The organism is uncultured Muriicola sp. (assembly GCF_947258935.1).
GTDB lineage: Bacteria > Bacteroidota > Bacteroidia > Flavobacteriales > Flavobacteriaceae > Muriicola.
The window spans coordinates 1-19,931 of the sequence record NZ_CAMYKH010000007.1; the positions used below are offsets into that span (position 1 = coordinate 1).

At 40.1% G+C, this 19,931-nt stretch carries 16 protein-coding genes; 4 read left to right on the plus strand and 12 right to left on the minus strand.

Annotated elements, in window-relative coordinates:
* A partial coding sequence (locus tag Q0X72_RS01960; RefSeq protein ID WP_297761273.1) for a hypothetical protein occupies positions 1-1,915 on the minus strand: 1,915 nt, incomplete at its 3' end.
* 233 nt (positions 1,916-2,148) lie between these two features.
* On the opposite strand from Q0X72_RS01960, the gene Q0X72_RS01965 reads away from it, so the two are divergent.
* Together Q0X72_RS01965 and Q0X72_RS01970 are read left to right on the plus strand one after the other, a co-directional pair.
* The gene (locus tag Q0X72_RS01965; protein WP_297761276.1) at positions 2,149-3,069 is read left to right on the plus strand and encodes a serine hydrolase; all 921 of its coding nucleotides are present in this window, start codon (positions 2,149-2,151) and stop codon (positions 3,067-3,069) included.
* A 14-nt stretch (positions 3,070-3,083) separates the two neighbouring features.
* Positions 3,084-5,903, plus strand: coding sequence for an Npt1/Npt2 family nucleotide transporter (locus Q0X72_RS01970; protein WP_297761279.1), 2,820 nt, complete (start codon positions 3,084-3,086; stop codon positions 5,901-5,903).
* Here the strand turns inward: Q0X72_RS01970 and Q0X72_RS01975 are convergent.
* The 4 genes from Q0X72_RS01975 to Q0X72_RS01990 are packed head-to-tail and all read right to left on the minus strand — an operon-like array spanning position 5,900 to position 12,208.
* On the minus strand, positions 5,900-7,159 hold the full coding sequence (locus Q0X72_RS01975) for a serine hydrolase (protein ID WP_297761282.1): 1,260 nt from the start codon (positions 7,157-7,159) through the stop codon (positions 5,900-5,902). The genes Q0X72_RS01970 and Q0X72_RS01975 overlap by 4 nt on opposite strands.
* A 1-nt stretch (position 7,160) precedes the next feature.
* Positions 7,161-10,061, minus strand: a complete 2,901-nt coding sequence (locus tag Q0X72_RS01980) for a PEP/pyruvate-binding domain-containing protein (protein ID WP_297761285.1) — start codon at positions 10,059-10,061, stop codon at positions 7,161-7,163.
* A gap of 4 nt (positions 10,062-10,065) precedes the next feature.
* On the minus strand, positions 10,066-11,136 hold the full coding sequence (locus Q0X72_RS01985; protein ID WP_297761288.1) for a DUF1611 domain-containing protein: 1,071 nt from the start codon (positions 11,134-11,136) through the stop codon (positions 10,066-10,068).
* 10 nt (positions 11,137-11,146) lie between these two features.
* Complete coding sequence (locus Q0X72_RS01990) at positions 11,147-12,208, minus strand: pyridoxal-phosphate dependent enzyme (protein ID WP_297761291.1); 1,062 nt, start codon at positions 12,206-12,208, stop codon at positions 11,147-11,149.
* A gap of 256 nt (positions 12,209-12,464) precedes the next feature.
* Here Q0X72_RS01990 and cls point away from each other — a divergent pair, with 256 nt between their 5' ends.
* Complete coding sequence (gene cls / locus Q0X72_RS01995) at positions 12,465-13,871, plus strand: cardiolipin synthase (protein ID WP_297761294.1); 1,407 nt, start codon at positions 12,465-12,467, stop codon at positions 13,869-13,871.
* A gap of 37 nt (positions 13,872-13,908) precedes the next feature.
* Here the strand turns inward: cls and Q0X72_RS02000 are convergent, their stop codons facing one another.
* The 6 genes from Q0X72_RS02000 to Q0X72_RS02025 form a co-directional block, all read right to left on the minus strand.
* Positions 13,909-14,553, minus strand: a complete 645-nt coding sequence (locus tag Q0X72_RS02000) for a hypothetical protein (RefSeq protein WP_297761296.1) — start codon at positions 14,551-14,553, stop codon at positions 13,909-13,911.
* Positions 14,554-14,654: 101 nt separating this feature from the next.
* Entirely contained in the window at positions 14,655-15,074 is a 420-nt protein-coding gene (locus Q0X72_RS02005; protein WP_297761299.1) for a hypothetical protein, read from the minus strand.
* 63 nt (positions 15,075-15,137) lie between these two features.
* The gene (locus tag Q0X72_RS02010) at positions 15,138-16,499 is read right to left on the minus strand and encodes an MBL fold metallo-hydrolase (protein ID WP_297761302.1); all 1,362 of its coding nucleotides are present in this window, start codon (positions 16,497-16,499) and stop codon (positions 15,138-15,140) included.
* A 15-nt stretch (positions 16,500-16,514) separates the two neighbouring features.
* Complete coding sequence (locus Q0X72_RS02015) at positions 16,515-17,354, minus strand: ATP cone domain-containing protein (protein WP_297761305.1); 840 nt, start codon at positions 17,352-17,354, stop codon at positions 16,515-16,517.
* A gap of 39 nt (positions 17,355-17,393) precedes the next feature.
* Positions 17,394-18,239 (minus strand): universal stress protein, encoded by an 846-nt coding sequence (locus tag Q0X72_RS02020; RefSeq protein WP_297761308.1) that lies wholly within the window; start codon positions 18,237-18,239, stop codon positions 17,394-17,396.
* A 17-nt stretch (positions 18,240-18,256) separates the two neighbouring features.
* Positions 18,257-19,102: a universal stress protein gene (locus Q0X72_RS02025; protein ID WP_297761311.1), complete on the minus strand. Its 846-nt coding sequence runs from the start codon at positions 19,100-19,102 to the stop codon at positions 18,257-18,259.
* Between the two features lie 118 nt (positions 19,103-19,220).
* Between Q0X72_RS02025 and trxA the strand changes: the two genes are divergently transcribed.
* Positions 19,221-19,520 carry a thioredoxin gene (trxA, locus tag Q0X72_RS02030; RefSeq protein ID WP_297761314.1) on the plus strand — a complete coding sequence of 100 codons (300 nt, stop codon included), beginning with the start codon at positions 19,221-19,223 and terminating at the stop codon, positions 19,518-19,520.
* Positions 19,521-19,531: 11 nt separating this feature from the next.
* Here the strand turns inward: trxA and raiA are convergent, their stop codons facing one another.
* Positions 19,532-19,831 (minus strand): ribosome-associated translation inhibitor RaiA, encoded by a 300-nt coding sequence (gene raiA, locus Q0X72_RS02035; protein ID WP_297761317.1) that lies wholly within the window; start codon positions 19,829-19,831, stop codon positions 19,532-19,534.
* Positions 19,832-19,931 lie beyond the last annotated feature (100 nt).

Genomic DNA, 19,931 nt, shown 5'->3' on the forward strand with positions numbered 1-19,931 from the left:
TTCGCCGCTTGCGTACTGGAGAGCGCACGTAGTCGGTACGCTGCATGAACAGGTTCGGATCGTCGTCTTCGCGATTGGAGTAGTAGACATCGCCGCCGTCCGTCTTCCAGCGGTAACGATATGCATCGGTGTCGAGTTCCACCACGCCGGTATGCGGATTCACAAACTCCTCCCGGCCCGTCAGGACCAGGAAATTGTCATTCATGATTTCTTCCCTGTTAACCGCCGTCCCGGCAACGATCTCCTGATCGATGCGACGCATTTCATCAAACACGCGCGTCGCAATTTCGGCCCGTTCGCGCTGGCCCTCGGATTCGCGCAGCACCCATTGCGGGTTCATGCGTACGGAGAAGCGAATAACGTCAAACGCCGGCCGCCACTTGTCAAACTCAGCGACGGGGGCCCTGAAGGCCAGGCTGCGCGCATTCTTCCATGTCAGCGCAGCGGGCATATCGATGATACCTGCCAGAACCAGCTCACGGTAACGCACACTTCCCTCGGAATATTCTGATAGTATCTTTAACAGGGGTTTTCGTATATGAATAGGGATATCAGCAATATCACTTCGTTCTTTATCAAATCGCAAGGAGACTATCTCCTCATGTTTTTTTGCAAGTTTTCGCGTATGTTCAGTAACACGTATCAGTCCTTTTGTCACCAATAGATAATACAAATGGGCTGCGTCGCTTCCCAATTGCTTTATACCTCTATTTTCGAGTGCGGCTAATCCTTTTTTCATCTGATCCTCCGTATACCCACATCGTTTGGGATCTTCATCGAGGGCCATAAGCATCCCGATGATCCTTCTACACTTTTCACAGGCACCACATGGCAGCATTTTGCCGCCCTCCGAATGGGCCGCATGACAGGAAACTTGGTATTTCTGAAGGCTCGGGTACCTTTTTACCAGAATCTTTAAGATCAATAACTCAGACAGAGACCTTAATATGGAATACTGCATAATATTCCAGCCTTTTTTCTGGTAATAACGCGTAAGTGCATTGTCGAAATACTTACTCTGATCATACAATCCGTGGTAATGTGTTATTCCGTGATGATTCCCCTTCACAGTTGTATCGTACTCATTCCCGATCAGAATATTTCCCGCACCTCTTTTTAAGGCTACCGGAAGGGTTCCAAATAGAAAAACGGCTACTGTCCATAATCTGATTGGATAGATATCTGCCCTGATATTCTGAAAATTCTCCTTAATGAAGGGCATTTGTTTTACCATCCAGTTAAACAATCTGTCGCTATTACACCAGGGTTTTACAGTATTGGGTTCTGTTTCTTCATAATGGTCATAGGCGTTGACCGCAGTAAACCAGTGCCGACCCGCCTCATTAATAAATACGGGATGGGGTATGCCTAATTCCTTAATAACGCCATAGCTAAGCAGACTGTCCTTACCTCCACTGCTTAAAATAACATATTCATCTTCTTTTGGATGCAGATCAGATTTTTGTACTTGCAGGGTTTGAAAACCGGAGTTGGTAAATGTGATCTTTGCAGCAGTATATTCGGTGAGAGTTTCTAATTCTAAGGCGTTATGTGGAGGCTTTAGGAATTCGTTATTTCCGTAAAACTTCAAAACCAATATCTCCCGGGATGTATTTTCCATCATGTCTCTCAGAAAGCGCTGATCGGTATGATCATATAGTCCATCAAAGACAATTTCTTCAAAAAAAAGACCGTAATTCAATGCCACCTGGGCTACCATCATAGAAGCCAGGTTGACATCCCTGCCGTTCTTTGCATCAAAGTAAGCGGAATTATAAGAATAGATCAACTGATTGCTTACTTCATTCCCGTCTTTTTTAATGACAGTGTAGCTGGCTTTGACCCTTTTTGGTTCAACAATAAGTTCGTGTATTAGGAGTTTTTGGAAGACAACTAGTTCGCTAATTCTAACCATTATTTGTAATTGCTAAAGTGTTACGGAATGTTCACAAAAGTCTGTGAGGTACATCCTATAATTAAAAGATATCACGTACTCATAAAGGTACTATATTTTTAACATATCAAAGTGCGTTATCATCTGGAATCGCCTTTATCTATAGGAGCTTACAAAAATGACTCTCTTTAAAAATTAACATCAACCCTATTGTTAATTGAAATAATTTTGCGTTCTTAATAATTACGAAATTTATGAATACTCGAATTACAATACTGGTCCTTATTTTGCTATGGTGTGGATTACTGCCTGCACAGCAAGATCTTCCGTTTTCTGTTCCCAATGATCAGATAAAACCTTTGCGTTCTTTACTGGACAACAAATTACAAATGGGTCTTGAAAATCAGATCTTGAAAAACCCCAAGTGGAAGAAGTTGATAGATTCCAAACTTATGTCTGTAGGTGTTGTGGATCTCAGAGATCCTAAAAATGTTAAGTTCGCCCGGATCAATGGAAATCATATGATGTATGCGGCCAGTCTGCCAAAAATAGCCATCTTGTTAGCGGCAATGGATGCCATTGAAAAAGGAACATTGAAGGAAACTTCTGAGGTCAAAAAGGATATGCGATTAATGATCAGCAAATCAGATAATCAGGCCTCAACACGCATGATTGACCGTGTGGGCTATGATCGCATAGAGTCTGTAATGACAGATCCTAAATATGAGTTCTACGATGAAGAAAGCGGTGGAGGTCTTTGGGTAGGGAAACGCTATGGGGGAGGTGGTGATACCAATAGAGAGCCCTTAAAAAACCTTAGTCATGCTGCAACCGTTACCCAGGTATGCCGATTTTATTATTTATTAGCGAACGGAAAACTGGTTACAAGAGAACGATCTTCTCAGATGCTGGATTTGCTTGAAAATCCGGCCCTGCACCATAAATTTGTAAATACGCTGAATATCCTGGCCCCGGATGCCCGTATATTTAGAAAATCGGGGTCCTGGAGAAATTATCATTCAGATTCTGCGTTGGTTTGGGGAATTGATAAGAACAGAAGATATATTCTGGTGGCTTTGATCGAAGATCCTGCAGGTGAACAGATCATACGTAACTTGGTACGACCGGTTGAAACAGCCTTAAGAAATACCAAGAACTATAAAAAAGTTAATTAGACGCCTCGCAATTAATGTTTTTTCAGGAACTTGTTAAAAAGACATTCAATATAAGGGAAGGAGAATTTAAGATCTCCTTTCTGATGCAACTGTATGTGTTTTTGATCATTACCAGTTTATTGATCATAAAACCAACCGTAAATTCACTTTTCCTTTCTGAACTTGGCGTAGAAAGCCTGCCCATTGCCTTTTTATGGGTGGCCATCATTGCCTATTTGAGTTCCTACTTCTATACAAAAGCCCTTACAAGATTCTCACTTTTAAAAGTGATCAAAACTACTTTGGTGATCACTATTGTGTTTTTGGCTGTACTAACCGTCCTGTTAAAATTGAATCTTATAAATGCCTGGATGCTGTACTTTTTCTATGTATGGGTGGCCATTCATGCCGTTCTGTCTGCCTCTCAATTTTGGGTACTGGCCAACCTTGTATTTAACCCCAGGGAAGCAAAGCGTTTATTTGGATTTATAGGAGCCGGAGCAATTTTGGGTGGTATCTTTGGTGGTTATCTCACCTCTATCCTGGCTCCGATTATAGGGAACGACAACCTTTTTTTCCTGGCCATAGGGATTCTGATACTTTGTATTCCGGTATTGCAAGTGATCTGGCGCCTACGAGTAGAAAAATTAAACTTGTTCAAGGTTCAAAATCGAAGGGGTAGTGATGCGGACAAACCCCTGTGGCTTATACGAAATTCTAAACATTTAACTTATCTCGCTTCCATCCTGGGCGTTAGTGTCCTGGTAGCCAAATTAGTAGATTATCAGTATAGTGATTTTGCTTCAGCTGCCATTTTGGATCCGGATGAGCTTACAGCCTTTTTTGCATTTTGGTTCTCTACCTTCAATTTACTTTCGCTTGCTATACAACTTTTTGTGACTCACCGTGTGGTAGGGGTTTGGGGTGTTGGCTTCTCCATGTTACTTCTACCTCTTGGGATACTTGCCGGTTGTTTGCTTTTTTTGGTTTTTCCGGAGCTGGCAGTGATCATTTTTATAAAAGCCATGGATGGCTCTTTAAAACAATCTGTAAACAAAAGTGCCATGGAATTGTTGGCCCTTCCTTTGCCTTTTGAACTCAAGAACAAGACCAAGTCATATATAGATGTGGTGGTGGATAGTTTTGCAACCGGTATTGCGGGATTTATTTTGATATTTCTTGTTCGCGGTCTGGACCTACCCTCTGTCTATATTACCGGTATCATAGTTATTCTCCTGGTCCTTTGGATCTATTTTGTGTACAAGGTCAGGGACGAATATTTCCAAACCTTCAGGGATAATCTGGCCCTGGTCCTGGAATCAAAGGAACCAACTAAAAAAATTGAGTTGAAAAAAGTTTCAGCAATCACTGGCATGAAAAAGGTCTTTGAAAATGGAACAGAATCGCAGCTACTGTTTATGCTTGGAAAACTAAGAGAGCTGAATGATAACCGTTTCCTACCCGAGGTTCATAAGTTACTGAGGCATCCTTCCAATAAAGTAAGAACAGCAGCTATACAGAATATGTATTTTCTAAACGATCATTCTGTTGTAACAGAGATATCTGAGCTACTAGCATCCAGGGACGAAGGTTTAATTACGGCTACCCTTGAGTATTTGCTGATGCATGCCAATGACCAAAAGGAAGTAGTATTTGATCATTACCTGGACCATTCAGATCCGTTGATCTCGGGCACAGCGCTGTTTTGCCTTGCAAAAGAATCTAGAGACAATATATCACTAAGAAATCAATATCAGCTTAAAGAAAGAATAGATCAACAAATTGAAGCTGCAAATAACAAGGATGGAGGAGGCAATTTGACACCAATTTTGCTAAATACAATTGGTGCTGCCAATATTCCGAAATTCTACCCCGAACTTTCCAAAGCCTTAAAAAGTAGAAATAAGACCTATCAGTTAGACGCTATAAAAGCAATTGGTTTTAGCGTTTACCCTCCTTTTATAGATGATCTGGTCAGCTTTTTGCCAGACAAAACCATGCGCCCTGTAGTAATAGAATCATTGAAAGCTTACGGTCAGCGGCTTGTTCCTTATTTGATCAATTTTGTTGAAAAGAGATTGGCCCCTCTGTCATTGTGCCGCTATATCCCAGCGGTATTAAAGAATTTACCATCACAACAGACGGTAAATGGACTAATGACATTATTAGAAGATAAGGATGTAACCATAAGACAGGAAGCCATCAGAGCCTTGAATGATCTAAAAATAACGTATCCTCAATATGATTTCGATCATTTAAAAGTGATACGGAACATCCTTGAGGAATGCAGGATGTATCATCATACACTTTCGGCCATGCATACCCAGATCATAATTTCATACCGAAACCGTACTAAATCGAGACAATTGGTCTCCGATGAGGAACGAAATGCCCGATCTAGCCTGCTGGAACTCCTTGAAAGACGCCTTGATGCAGGCCTGGAACGCATCTTTAAATTACTCGGCTTGAAATACGGCCCCAAGGATATCGAAATAGCCTATGAAGGTATCTTGAGTGAAAAACAAGATGCACAGTCTAAGGCCATAGAATATCTGGACAATTTATTATACGGCGATCTAAAGCGAAAATTATTACCCATCATAGAAAACACTATTCTGGATGTTACTTCTGAAGAAGTTCAGCAAAGTCTGATTACCAAAGTGCCAACAGAATATGAATGCTTCCAGAGTTTACTGCAGGCAAATGATCATAAAGTAAAACTCGCCGTCTTATTCCTCATAGGGCAACAAAAGAATATAAAGTACAGGCCACTTGTTGAAATGATGCAGACCAATGAAGATGAACGAATAGAAAATTTCGCATCCCAGACCATTAAAAAACTATTGGCCGTCTAGCCTTTGCGAATTATTTTATCTATTGCCGAGGCTAAATACATATGGTCTGATGCCGAATTCTTTCTAAGTACATTAGACATCAACACCACCATATACCTGCAATTATCCGGATGTTCAACTATGATGACAGAGTTCATAAAATTTTGAACATTTCCTTGATATTTACCACATGGTTCTCCTTTGCTTCTGTCACATTTGTACAAACTCCCTGACTTGAAATAGACAGCTGCTTCCTTTAATGCAGGAGATTGTGCATAGCGGATCCTCCTATCCGTCATATACATCAATCTTTTCATCTCCAGACTGGAGGCTTCATCTATTACATTCCCCTGTTCCAGCATAACCAGAAATTTCATCAAGCCTAATGGCGTTCCAATGCTTCCTCCTTTATCTCCAACATAGGTGTTTGCACCTCTTGTAAAGAAACTGCCTAACCTCCATTCATCTGTTGTAATACCCAACGCCCTAAGCGGAAGGTTTACCACATCATTCCCCAGATCTGTCAATTCCTTTTTTGGAGTTTCCTTAAAATACGCCAATGCCTGTTCCTCTGTAAGTTCTGGATACTCATTACCGAAAGCCGCCATCAGCAATGCCTCCCTCCACACAATACTGGCAGCGCCATTATTACTGACAGAGAGCATATGATCTACCCATTCGTAAAGCGTAAAAACATCGGAAGCTATCACCTGGCGCTTCACCAGGGTATTCTTTTCTATATTATAGATTGGCACGGTATGCTCATCGGTAAGACCCCATACGCCAGATTTAACAGATCTATTCTTAAGCAGTGCCATTCGGTTTTCCCAGGAGTCTGGATATATCTTCTCTAATTGGGTAAATATTGCCACCAAGACTGCTAATTTACCTACACTGCCAGGTTGGTACCCCAAGGTTTCATTTCTATGAGCATAGCGAACCTTAGCCGGATCTGAAATATCTACTACACTAAGGGAATAGCTTTTATCTAATCCTCTGAACAGCCCGCTTATGTCTTTTTGTAATTGTACGTCCTCCTTAAAAAAAGTAGATAGGCTATCCTGATTTAGCGCTTGTAAATTCAGGCTAATGTCATTCCAGGATCTTAAAGCCCCGGAGGGTAAAGGTGTTGTGGTCTTAATCTCTCCCAACTGTATTAATTCTAATCTTTTTAATCGTTTGATGCCAGTTCGTTCATATCCATCTATTGGATACAAGAATGCGCTGAGAATAAGAAAGAGCAGTGGTAGAGTTAGTAACTTAATTGCTGTATACATCTTATAATTTTGTTGAAAGTTGAATTTTCTTATCGTTTTGAATTTTAGGTGTAATGGATTCTAAATAAGCAGATCCCAGAGCCTTCTTATTTTCGACAAATGGTCGTATCTGGAAAAGCCATAATTTATTATCCTTAAACCCAAGTTCTACATCATAGGCACCTTTATAATCAGATTTGGTTGCCTTTGGAAGAATATCGCGTAAGGTGATCGCGAAATCCCTCAACTCCCGAATGTTCCCTTTGTTAAGGATAGGATCATCGAGGGTTGCGATCTCTTTTGTAGTTCCTCCAGTTGTTGGCAATCTATTGTGATACAGGTCTCTGGCCGGTGCCAGCAATAAAGATCCATTAGCGGTGATCAGATGAGTTTCAGCTGCCTGACCATCAACCGCCCCTCCTGCTCCTCTGCTGAAGGCAACCGTGAGGTCTTTCTCCGTACCCATATTAATTCCTTTGGTGATCATTACGCCGGAGTAATCCACATCTACGCTTGGAATGACAAGAATTGAAGGATATACATTCTCCGGATTTAACAGGTACTTCTGTCTCCATTTAAAACTGCGTTCTGTATATGGAGAAGCCCAGACATCTTTAACCCCCTGTAAAATCTTTTCTTTATCTACTGTATTGAAGACGGTAAGATTGAGTCCGGCCCCGGTAAAGTCCTTCAAATCTTCCATATTGGTATCACTCCTTAAAAAAACAGGAATTTCTCCCAGTGCCTTTCCCAATACTCCTTTAAAACTATTTTCAAGATCATCAATAAAGGACTTTTTTAAGGGCATTGTTTTGATAGCTGTCCTCAAAAGCTGAAGTTTTTCTAATTGGAACTGCTCTATCTCTTGTTCTGCGATACCGGCAGTTCGCTTCTCCTCAGCTTCACCGAACATGATATTTAAAAAATCCCAATAAGAACCTGAACTACCAGGCATATCCTGATCCATATGCTCCTTAAAGATCCCAAACGGGATCACCAGACCTTCAACCACATCTTCCGGGAACATTTTCTTTAACTGCCCTAAATTTGCAGCCTTTGGGCCACAAAGCTTTCCGGAGTTGGAGGCATCTACCTCCCTCATATTTAACACTTTTACTATATCGAGACGAATTTCCTCAACAGGAACTGCTATTTTTTCATCTTTCCGTTCCTTTTTTGCAAAAAGTGCCTTTTCATCAGAGGACATCTCTTTTTCCGGTTTTAATAGCACATTACCTTTATTAGATACCGCGTAAAAAACACGAGTCCCATTATATTTCTTTAATTGCTTTAAATTTTCATCCGATAGAGCGGCATTAGGGATACCTAAATTTCTGGCCAGCAGTTGTACATGAGAGACCAAGTTACCCTCAGCAACGGTGGCAATGCCAGCAATTGGTTTTAGATCCGAAGGAGGTTTCTGAAAAATGTAGATCTTGTCTGAAGAAACCTCAAGATCGTCCACCATATTTTCAACCACCACCAATTCTCCAAAAGCATACCCCGGATTTAAGCCACGGACGGCACTTTGGTTTGATACGTCCATTACTTTATTGATCAAAGCAGATTCTGTAGCAATAAAATTCCCTAAGTCGCCTACAGCTTTTCCAAGTTGCAGTACCAACGATCCTCTGATCTTATCGTCTATAAAACTGTTCGCCAATGGTTCAAAAGGGGCATACAGGGCTACCACCTCATCAAACTCTGCTTTAAACGTACTGGTACTCCATTCTACTGCACTTCTGGCTCTTCCCAAGGTGTATGTTAGCTCTTCCAAAGTGAGCGAAGATCTCTCAAAATTGGCCAGTGCTGAGACCAACTGGTCCCATTCCCATATTTCCATATAGCCTGCAGCTGCCGAGGCCATACCAAGGCTGCAGATCTTTTGTAATTGTCCCTTTACATCTGTAGGATTCCAGTCGGTTTCATTCTTAAAGATGATATCTTCCAGCTTTAGAGACAGATCCAATAATTGTAATCTTGTTTTTGGATTTTTCTCTGAAAGAATGTTTTGCCTAATAGACCACATAAGTTCGGCACCTTCCTGAATTAGAGAAGATGCAGATTTAACTTCCTTTGCAGTCGCCATAAAGTTAGAAAGTTGAGAACTAAGTTCAGGATTTTCAATGACCGTAAGACCCTTATAAAGCATCTGAAGGTCGATAGGCTTAAAAAAAGCATTCATCGTTTTTAAAAGGGCTGAAAACTGAGTGTTGAGCTCCGGAGTTAACTTTCCTCTGTTATTTTCAATAAAACGAGTAACATCCTGTATGTCTCCAATTTGAGGTTGACTATGAATTTTTACGCGAAGATCCATAAAGGCCGGATAAAGATCGGAGATCACCTTCGACTGACTTCTCATTTGCTGGGCCACATTTTCATCTTCCTGATATGGTATATCTCGCATGGCATTTCTAAGGACAAAGAAGTGCTGTTGAAGATTTATGTCTTTGGCCAGTACTTCTTTAATAAAAGCAACACCCCAAGCCGTTTCATCTTCTGCTTGAATTGAACCCCTGTAATACCGCCCTTTGACGTTGATCCAACCCTGATCTACAGAGCGCAGGTATTTATCTAATTGATACTGTTTTAAATGTGTAAAATTACGCTTGGGATCCCAGAAATCGGTGGGTTTGGAGTATACCAGGATCTGCCCTAGATATATGTTATTTTTTTTGGCAATGTCTTCCACCACGTCCTTATAACGGGCGTGTTGCACTCCAGGACCGATCTGATCCGGACAAGGATCTTTCGGCTGACGAATACTACCATCCGTGCAAAACCAACGAATATCCTTGTAAGGACCCCTGATGTCCTTCTTGAACTCTTGTACATACTTTTGCAGATCCTGAGCACTGTATTGCTGTGAAAAAAGCAATACCGAATGGAAAAGGCAAATAAAGATTAACAACTTTCTAGACATCGGGTTAAAGTTTGTTCTTTAAAAGAGTTACTAATTCATCAGCACCAAAGGCCAGTACATCGAAAGCCGGAATTCCGGTTTCAATGGTGATGTCCTTACAAGCAGGTCCTATTTCTTCTTTCGTCATATCCTCGTGATTCACAGTAATGGCTATCACCTTCTTACCTGAGATCACCTCTAAGGCTTGTATTTGCTCAGGCAAGGAATGTAAGCGATACCCGGGAAATCCGTCATATTCTTTCCTTTTTGGCGCATGTTGCAGGATCACATAGTCTGGTCTTCCGGCCGCAAGGATCTCAAAACCGCCGGGATACGCCGGGTTCATTAAGCTCCCCTGCCCTTCAATTACTATGACATCCGGATTTTCATTTTTCCATGCACTTACCACAGCATGTTCTATTTCGCCAGACACAAAATCATTGATGCAGCTATCCAATATCATACTATACTTGGCTCCCTGCATCCAGCCTGTTTGGCCAGTTCCTATCATTTCAGCTTTTAAGCCTGCCTTCCGGAATGCATGAACAAGTATCCAGGCTGTAGTGCGTTTACCTATAGCCGAATCTGTTCCTAAGATGGCCAGCTTTAAACAGTCTACCTTTTCAATATCCCCGGTGAAAAAATGAAGTTTATCCCGGTCTGGTGTCTTACGAACGTCTCGTACCCTGCATCCGTTCTTATGCGCAATGGTCATCAATGATTCATCATTAGTAAGAAAGTCGTGCAGACCACTATCTACGTTCCAACCAAGTTCTAAAGCTTTACGGATACTTTGTTTTGCTTCTTTCGGAAGTCGGCCACCATCCGGGGCCAAACCAATAACCAGGCTTTTAGGGCTTTTATTTTCATTTGCCAATACAGTGGCAGCTGACTTCAGATCTTTAAAAATAGGTATGCCGTTAACTTTCCCGTCTAATACTTCGCCTGCATCTCTACCTGCATAAGTGCTATCAATTACGCCTACAACAACATACCGTTCTGTGAAGCGCACCAAACCATGGGCGGTTTTACCATTAGGAGTATTAAATGCTCCTTCACAATACACCAGAGCATTGCCGTCTATAGATTTTTTCATACTAGTTTGTTTAATGTTTTGCAGTTAGAATAGCCACATAGCGATCTGGTTCCATAGGATTCTGTTCGTGTATCTCTAATAAGGCGATCAAACCTGCAGTAGAGGCCGGGAGAATTCGGAATCCTTCTTTTTTGTGTAGAAAGGCACTCATTTCCTTTAACTTTCTATCACTCACATTTACCGCCTCCCCTTCAGATTCACGAATGGCGTACAATGCCTCCTCCCCATCAAAACTATGCCAATTGATAAGAGGTTCATTGTATTTGGTTTCTTTGATATTCTTGGGTTCAAGGTCTTTACAATGATCCAATCCCTTTTTAAACGATTGTACAATAGGATTTTTAAAGGAAGAAGATGCAGCGATCATTTTTGGTATTCTGGAAGTTTTTCCTCGTTTATACAAACTAACAAACCCCCTGTAGATCCCTGCAAGCAGGGTGCCATTTGAGACTGGAACGGCACAGTATTTTGGCGCATCACCAAGGTCTTCAAATATCTCATATGCGATCTGGGAATAGGCCGAAATCTGCAAGGGAGTATTCGTGGCACCAGGATTGGCATCGTACCATTCATTGACTTTTGCCAGTTCTGTACTTTGAGCTACCACATCTTCATAGCTGCCGGGTAGCCTAATAATTTCGGCATTCAGGGATTGCATTTCTTCAATTCTATCTGTATGATAGGATTCAGGAATATAGATCTTACAATGTATGCCAGCAAGGTTGGCCGCCAAAGCCACTGCAACACCATAATTCCCACAAGTAGCAAGAGACACCACGTCAAAATCGCGTCTGAGGGCGTCATACACTTGTGCGAAAGCAATACGATCTTTCTGGGTACCCGTAGGATTATCTCCCTCATATTTGATGTACAACTGCCGTATGTTGAATTCGCGCTCCAGAGCCTTGGCCCTATTGAGGGCGGTATCTCCTACCTCAAGGTTAAGGATATCCTCGAAACTTTCCAGGCGATCTGTAACCGACTTGCTTTTGTCGATCACATATTCACTTAGTTTTAAAGTTTCTGAAGAGACCTTGTTTTCCGCAGTTTTAACACCATCACGAAGATTCATAAATAGCCATAATTGGATGTTTATAGTATACTAAATTCATCTTGTATTAAAAAGCAATATTACTACATATTTTAATGTAATCATGTGAATTTTTCCGGTGTTCTTTTATCAGGATATTACCTGAAATCAAGAGCCGTTTAGGCACAAGATCTTTTCCTTTTAATAGGATGGATGAGGCAGATTACTTTGGGCTACTGTTCCTAATTGTCAATATTCTGTGGTACCTTTAATTTTATCTGAAAGAACAACCAAACGAATGCTTGTACTTGCCCTCGTTATCCTCTATATTCTCCTGGCCCTTTTCCTGATAGCCGGACTATTGATCAATGGTGTACGACCTGCCAGAACACTGGCCTGGCTTCTAGCTATCTTTACCATACCCGTTGGGGGCATTCTGTTATACATAATGTTAGGGAGGAACAGGCGTAAGAAAAAGCTGGCCCGACTCAGAAAAAATTCCATCGAACTCCCGTCATCCAAAGAAAATATTGAAATTGAGACTACCCAACCTAAATATAAGAAAATGATGTCCCTGGTAAAAAAGGTGACTCACTACCCTCCAACTTCTCATAACGGCGTAACACTTTTGGAAGATGGGGCCAACACCTTCAATAGGATCTTTGAAGCTCTGGAAAAAGCAGAGAGTTATATTTACCTTCAGTACTATATTTTTGAAGAAGGTAAATTAGCCAATAAGTTATTGACACTCTTTGAAGAGAAGATCCGAGAAGGAGTTTTGATAAAGATGATATATGATGGGGTTGGGAGCTATTCATTGAGTGGTTCATATCTTAAAAAACTAAAAGCTATGGGAGTAGAGGTTTATCCCTTCCTACCATTTCGTTTTGGAAGGTTCCTTTCTTCATTAAATTATCGAAATCACCGAAAGATAATAGTTGTAGATGGTATCATCGCCTTTACAGGAGGTATCAATATTTCAGATAAGTATCTAAGAGGAGATAGTGATCTGGGTAAATGGCACGATATGCATCTGGCCATTCAAGGTCCGGCTGTATCCTTTATGGAACATATCTTCATATCTGATTGGTTCATGGTGGCTGAGAAAAAAGTGCCTATGAAAACTGCGCCAAAAGGAATTACAGATACTGGCTTTCAAACGATTGTTCAGGTGGTTCCGAGTGGTCCTGATGATGCCTTCCCCAATATTGAACATTCTTATTTATCGATCATTAACGAGGCACAGGAGTATCTATATATCACCAATCCATATATCATTCCCAGTAATGAGATCCTAAAGGCCCTTCAAATAGCTGCGTTGAGTGGCATAGATGTTCGATTATTAATCGCAGAAAAAAGTGACAGCAAACTTGTGGACTGGACGGTACGTTCCTACTTTGATTCGTTTCTAAAATCGGGGATCCGGATCTTTTTATTTCCATACGGTTTTCTGCATAGTAAGATCCTGGTTAGTGATGACGATATTGCCTCTATTGGTACGGCAAATATTGATGTACGCAGTTTTGAGCACAATTATGAAGTGAACGCACTCGTTTACGACCGCGATACTGCCAAGATACTGCGAAAAAATTTCTTGAGAGATTGTAAGAAGAGTACAGAATTAAGGTTGGATTCATATTCACAAAGACCTACAATTGACAAACTAATAGAAGGCACTGCCAGGGTCTTTACGCCTGTTTTATAAGCGATACCAATAACTAAAATCTGTCTTCTGGATTTCTTTACGATTTTTCTTTTTCTTTTCTGAAAATAAGATCTTCAAATTCCATAGTAGAAACGACCAGGTCTATGTATTCCTCAATAGTCTCCTCTGACGTAATAGGATCTGAAACCTCTATTACACCACGCCAAATAAGATCGCGCTCCTTGTCTACACAGATACAATACAAAGCGGTTTCAACAAAGTAAACCTTGTATTGTTCATAGTATTCATCATCGTAATAAATGTTCTGATGACTGAGATAGTCATCCTTAAACCTGGAATTGTTTCTATCGAGCTCCGAAAGTTTCTTAGTCAGGGTCTGTCTGTTCTCGGATCCAAGTATTTTTGTAAATAAGATGGCATCAAAATCCTTATCAAGTAAACGTTCTTCTACATCGTCTAATTCTTCATCTGTACGCACAGAATTTGTAAAGGCCACGTCGAAAAGATCTATACTCCTCATTGATTCAACACCCTGCTGGGTAAATTTCTCTGTCATCTTGGTTTCAAACTGCAATCTGGCATCAGGATTGGGGGTCATCCCAACTACCAGCACTTTGTAGGCATGGAACAGAACAATATCAGGATTCTTCCAACTACTTACAATTTCTGCATCGGAACAGGCCAGGATCATTATGAAAAAAGACCAAATGAAAGTTTTCATGATATACGTTTTTAGTTATTATCATGTTCAAAGCGAACCATAAGTAAGATACTTGTCTTATTGTCATTTTCATATGACAATTATCAGCTAAGCACTCCTTTTTATTTCTTTCTATGCCTTTTTTTTAAGATTCCTGAAGCGTAGGAAAAAAGATCGGACTTCAACCTTCTAAAATCGTTAAGACAATCTTCTACTTCTACCCTAAACTGTTGATGTTTGGTTTGATAGGCCTGGTCTAATGTACTATTCAAAATTTCCACTAGTCCCCCTAGTTTATTTTCATGTTCAAGAATATCTCCAATAACTCTTGAACAAAGCTTTTTAGATTCTTTCAGTCTTCTTTGATATTTTTGAAGGTCTTCGAATAACGAAGGGGTATCGGGTTCAAAAACATAGGAATTTAGAAGATGATCAAAGAAAATGATCTCGTCTGCCATAAAATGAAGATGTGAGATCCAATTTTTAGAGTCTTGATGCAGATCTTCTATTCCCATTTTCCTAAGCACTAGTTGTTTTTCCATCGGGATTTGTTTTTATATGTTCAGTATCTATTAATATTTTTCTAATCCTAACTATCTATTATTCTAAATTAGTTGTACGGTATCCCATAGTTTTGGAGTTGTTACCCGCCATCCAAGGGATTCTTCTATCTTGCTCTTAAAGCCTTCTATTGCCTCAGGCTCTCCATGGATCAAAAAGGTATTTTCCGGAATATTTTTGATATCACTTAGCCAGTTCATCAGTTCTACCTGATCTGCATGAGCAGAAAGACTCTCCAAATGAACCACTGAGGCCTTTACCTTATGATCTTTTCCAAATATTCTCAATTCAGTTGCTCCCTCAAGGAGTTTTCTCCCCCGGGTACCTTCCGCCTGGTAACCTACTATTAAAACAGTGGTCGTATTTAGGTCTATCTTTTGCTTTAAATAGGTAAGTATTCTACCTCCGGATATCATACCGCTTCCCGCAATTACAATTTTAGGCCTTGGATCATCTATGGTCTTCCAAGTATCTCTATAAGAGATGATTAGTGTCATATGATCGCACATTGCGCTAAAATCGGTCAGCGGCATTTTATGCCATTTTGGAAAGTGTTTAAAAAGTTCTAACACGTCTGTCCCCATAGGACTGTCTATAAATATTGGAATATTGGGAATTCGATTTTTTTGATAGAGCCGCCATAAGATCACCATTAGCAGCTGAAGTCGTTCCACAGCAAAAGAAGGAATCAATAAGATCCCTTGTTCATTAATGGTTTTATGAACCAACTTAATGAGCATAGCTTCAACATCTTCATCCGGATGCAATTTGTTCCCATAGGTACTTTCCAGAAAAAGATAATCTGCCCACTCTGGTCTTTTAGGATCCATCAATAAAAGATCGTCCGGTCTGCCAATGTCGCCAGAAAAAACATACACTTTTTCATCAATCTTCAGGCTAATGTAAGTGGCACCCAGAATATGGCCATTGTACGAAAACCGAAGCTGTACCTCTTCTGATAAATGTATCCATTCATCTAGATCCACCATCTGAAAAAGATCAATGGCATTCCCGGCTTCTTCTACTGTATAGAAAGGCAATGCCGGACTATGTTTGGAATACCCTTCCTTGTTGGCCTTTTCGGCTTCTTCTTCATGAATTTTCGCACTGTCTCGCAAGATAATAGCAGCAATTGCCAGCGTAGGCGCTGTACCGAGGATCTTGCCTTTAAATCCCTCTTTTAGCAAGCGTGGCAAATACCCCGTATGATCCAGATGACCGTGGGTAAGAAGCACCTGATCTATGGTGGCAACATCAATAGGTAAGGGCAGCCAGTTCTGTTGTCTAAGGGATTTAAGACCCTGGAACATACCACAATCTATGAGCAGCTTTAACCCTTCGGTTTCTAAATAAAATTTAGATCCGGTTACGGTTTGAGCAGCTCCTAAAAATTGCACTTTTACCATGGTACTAATTACCTTTTAAAATTGACATAATTGACCTATTTCCTTTAAGATCCTTGTTTTCCTATTTTCAGAGATTCCAAGATGGTCTAAATAAAAAGTGTCCTTATACAATTGTCTGCAAAGCACAATATCTCGACTTAAGAGAAATTGCTTTTCCCTTTGAGATAAAAGAGTAGAAACAGTAATTGGGTACAAAGCCAGCCTATCTATTCTGTTACGTAAGCCATCATTTTCCGGATAGTCCCAACTAAGAAGATATAAACCGGAACATTGGCCGTAGGTATTCGCTTCCTGTGTAAAACGAGTATTGGTGACAACCCATCCTTCATCGGGAACTTTAAAGCCTACGCTATTATTCTCTGTTTCACAGACATCTTTGAATCTGGAATGAATGTACAGGGGTACTTTCACATTACAATTACGACCTTCTTCCCCGTGAAATTTACACTCAATTAGATAAGTCTTACCATTTTTCTTGGCAAGTACATCTATCTCATGAGATACACATTTACCCTTTACCACTTTGCCAACTTCCGTTTGGTATCCTGAAAAATTGAGCAAGGTCCCTATAAATTTTTCAAAGGGGAAACCAGTAGGTCCCAGTTCGTAAATAGCTTTTTTCAATTTGTATTTTGAGGCAAAAAGGGGTTTCTTACGTTTTAGGATGGCATATGCTCTGTTATAGATCTCTTTAGTACTGATCCCCTCAAACAGTTCCTCCTTTACTTTTTGAAGCACTGTATTAACGGTACTTTCGTCAGCGCCACTATGTCGTAGAGATTCAGCAAGCTTGAGGGAGGAAAAGGGAACTCTTTCTCCGGAAGATTTCCTGATCTCAATCACCTTGTTCTCCATTAGGCAGTTCTAATTAAAATTTAGGTCACAGGCTCACTATTATTCATTTGGATGTGGTAAGACCATGAAGGGAATTTTTACATGGAAACCAATCTTCTTTATCACAGGCTCTATGAATATTCGTTCCATAAAAGTGTGTTTGTTCTGGATCATCACTAATATGTTCACCTTTGATTTTGATTTAAATGAATTGATGCCTTCAATGATCTCCTGACTTGGAAGATCATGAAAACGATGTTTCCTTTTGCCCATTAAACCTTGTAAAGTATCCTTGTTTTTCAGTTGCTTTGCTGTTAGCTCATTTCCACTTGAAATATGGATAATATCTACATTGGAATCATAATGAGTGGCGAGATCTAACAAAGCCGATAGTTGGGCATGTTGGTAGTTTATCTCAAAATCTGTAGGAAACAAGATCTCCTTGGGATCTTCAAAGTTGTAGCCCGCAGGCACAGCCAAAACAGGGCATGGGGCTTTCTTTATCACATGAACCGTATGCGACCCCATAAATATCTCTTTGGCTCCAGTGGCCCCCTGGGTCCCCATAATGATCATTTCTGCCTCTTCCTTATTTGCAATATCGACGATCTCTTCTACCAATAAATTAAATACGGAATGAATGATTAAAGTATGTTTTGGGTTCTTGAATTTTTGCTCAAGCTCTTTCTTTAAATTTTCCAATTGTTCCAAGGAATTGGTCTGATATATATCTCCCAGGCCAATTTGTCCCGGACTATGCAAGATATATTCAGACTGATAAATGGCAGGGGTATACGTATTTAGCAAGTAGAAAGTACATTCCTTCTTACTATAAAGTTTTAAGGCATAACAGATAGCTTTAAAAGCATTGTCAGAGAAGTCGGTCGGAAGAATAATCTTTTTCATTCTAGAATGTTTTAAAATTAACGCGCTAAATTCTGAAGTACCAAAAATGGTATTTTAAGATGCAACCCTAACTTATTGAGTGTGGTTGGCATCAGAAGATCCTCTAAATGTGAATGTCTGGTGTTTACCATTACCAACATGTCTATGTTTTGATGAACAATGTATTTGGTTATGGCCATTGTTTTGTCCTTTTCGGGCGTGGTTTCGAAGATCAAATTCGCTTTTCGTAATTCGGCTTTCAAAAAGTCTCTATTGTCTTCCTGCCTTAGCGATAATTTCTTCATTGGGTCTATGTATAACAAATGAATAGTGGACCTAAAACTGCCAGTTAATTCGCATAGAAGTTTTAACTCTCTTCGTTTGTACGGAATTAAGTAATTGGAAGGAAACAAAAGTTCCTTTGGTTGATGATACCCATAATCTTCAGGGATCGCTAGCACCGGGCATTGGACGTATTTCATGACATTGAGTGTATTACTCCCAAAAGTGTTGCTCCTGTCATTGGCTGCACCACGTGTTCCCATGACAACAATGTCTATATTTTCTCGCTCTACCAGATCGTTAACCTCATCTATAAGAGATCCAAAAGCCGCTATAGAAGTATATTTATGCTTTGGATTTGGAGCGTATTCCTTAATCCTTGCCATTAATTCACTAAGGGCGCTAGCCGTTTTTTGCTCTACTTCATCTTTCCTTTTATCGAGAAGGCCGCGTTCTTTAATGTTTCCCAATTGATATACTTCATCCGCAAAAGCATGTATAACGCAAATCTCACTTCGTTCATATTTGAAGATCTCGCAGGCGTATTTTAAGGCATTATACGCATTATCTGAAAAATCTGTTGGCACAACAATTTTTCTCATGATCTTGAATTTAGATATACTTCATTAAAGGTAGCCTAAAACAGATCGCAGAATTATGATATTCGTCAGTTAAATCAATTAAATTATTTTATACTTTCGATCCATAAATTTTGGACAAATGAAGCGTAGTTTTAAAGATATCATTTCATCCGAAATACCGGTATTGGTCGATTTTTATGCTGACTGGTGTGGCCCATGTAAAATGTTGGCACCTATACTCAAAGAAGTAAAAGATGAGTTAGGGGATACTATTCGGGTCATAAAGATAGATGTAGATAAAAATCAATCCCTAGCCGCAAAATATCAGGTACGAGGTGTCCCTACACTATTGATTTTTAAGAAAGGTCAACAGTTATGGCGACAATCTGGCCTGGTTCAGAAAAAAGATCTGGTACAAATACTTCAATCGCACCAATAAAGTTAAAAGGACTAATATTTGGCCTGAATTGCCTTTCTTTTTTTAAGTTGCCTTTCGAGGTCCTTTAATGTTGCCGCTGCGGCTTTTTCAAAATTATCTTCTTTAGATTTAGCAAAGATCCGAGGACCTGGCGCCTCTATTTTCATCTCACACACCTTGTTCTTACCAGTAGGATCGTTCTCCAACTTAAAGTAGACATCGGTGCTAACGATCCAATCATATTTAGCTCCAAGTTTTTCAAGTTTATGAGTAAGAAGTTCGTTCATTGCCTCACTGGTAGGCATGTGCAGGTACTGAATATTTATGGTCATAGTAGATAAATTTATGTTTTATAAAAATAGGAAAATTTGAAAGCAAATTCCATGATATTTGTCAGTCTCTTTAGGCCTATTCAAAATTACAGAGAATGAG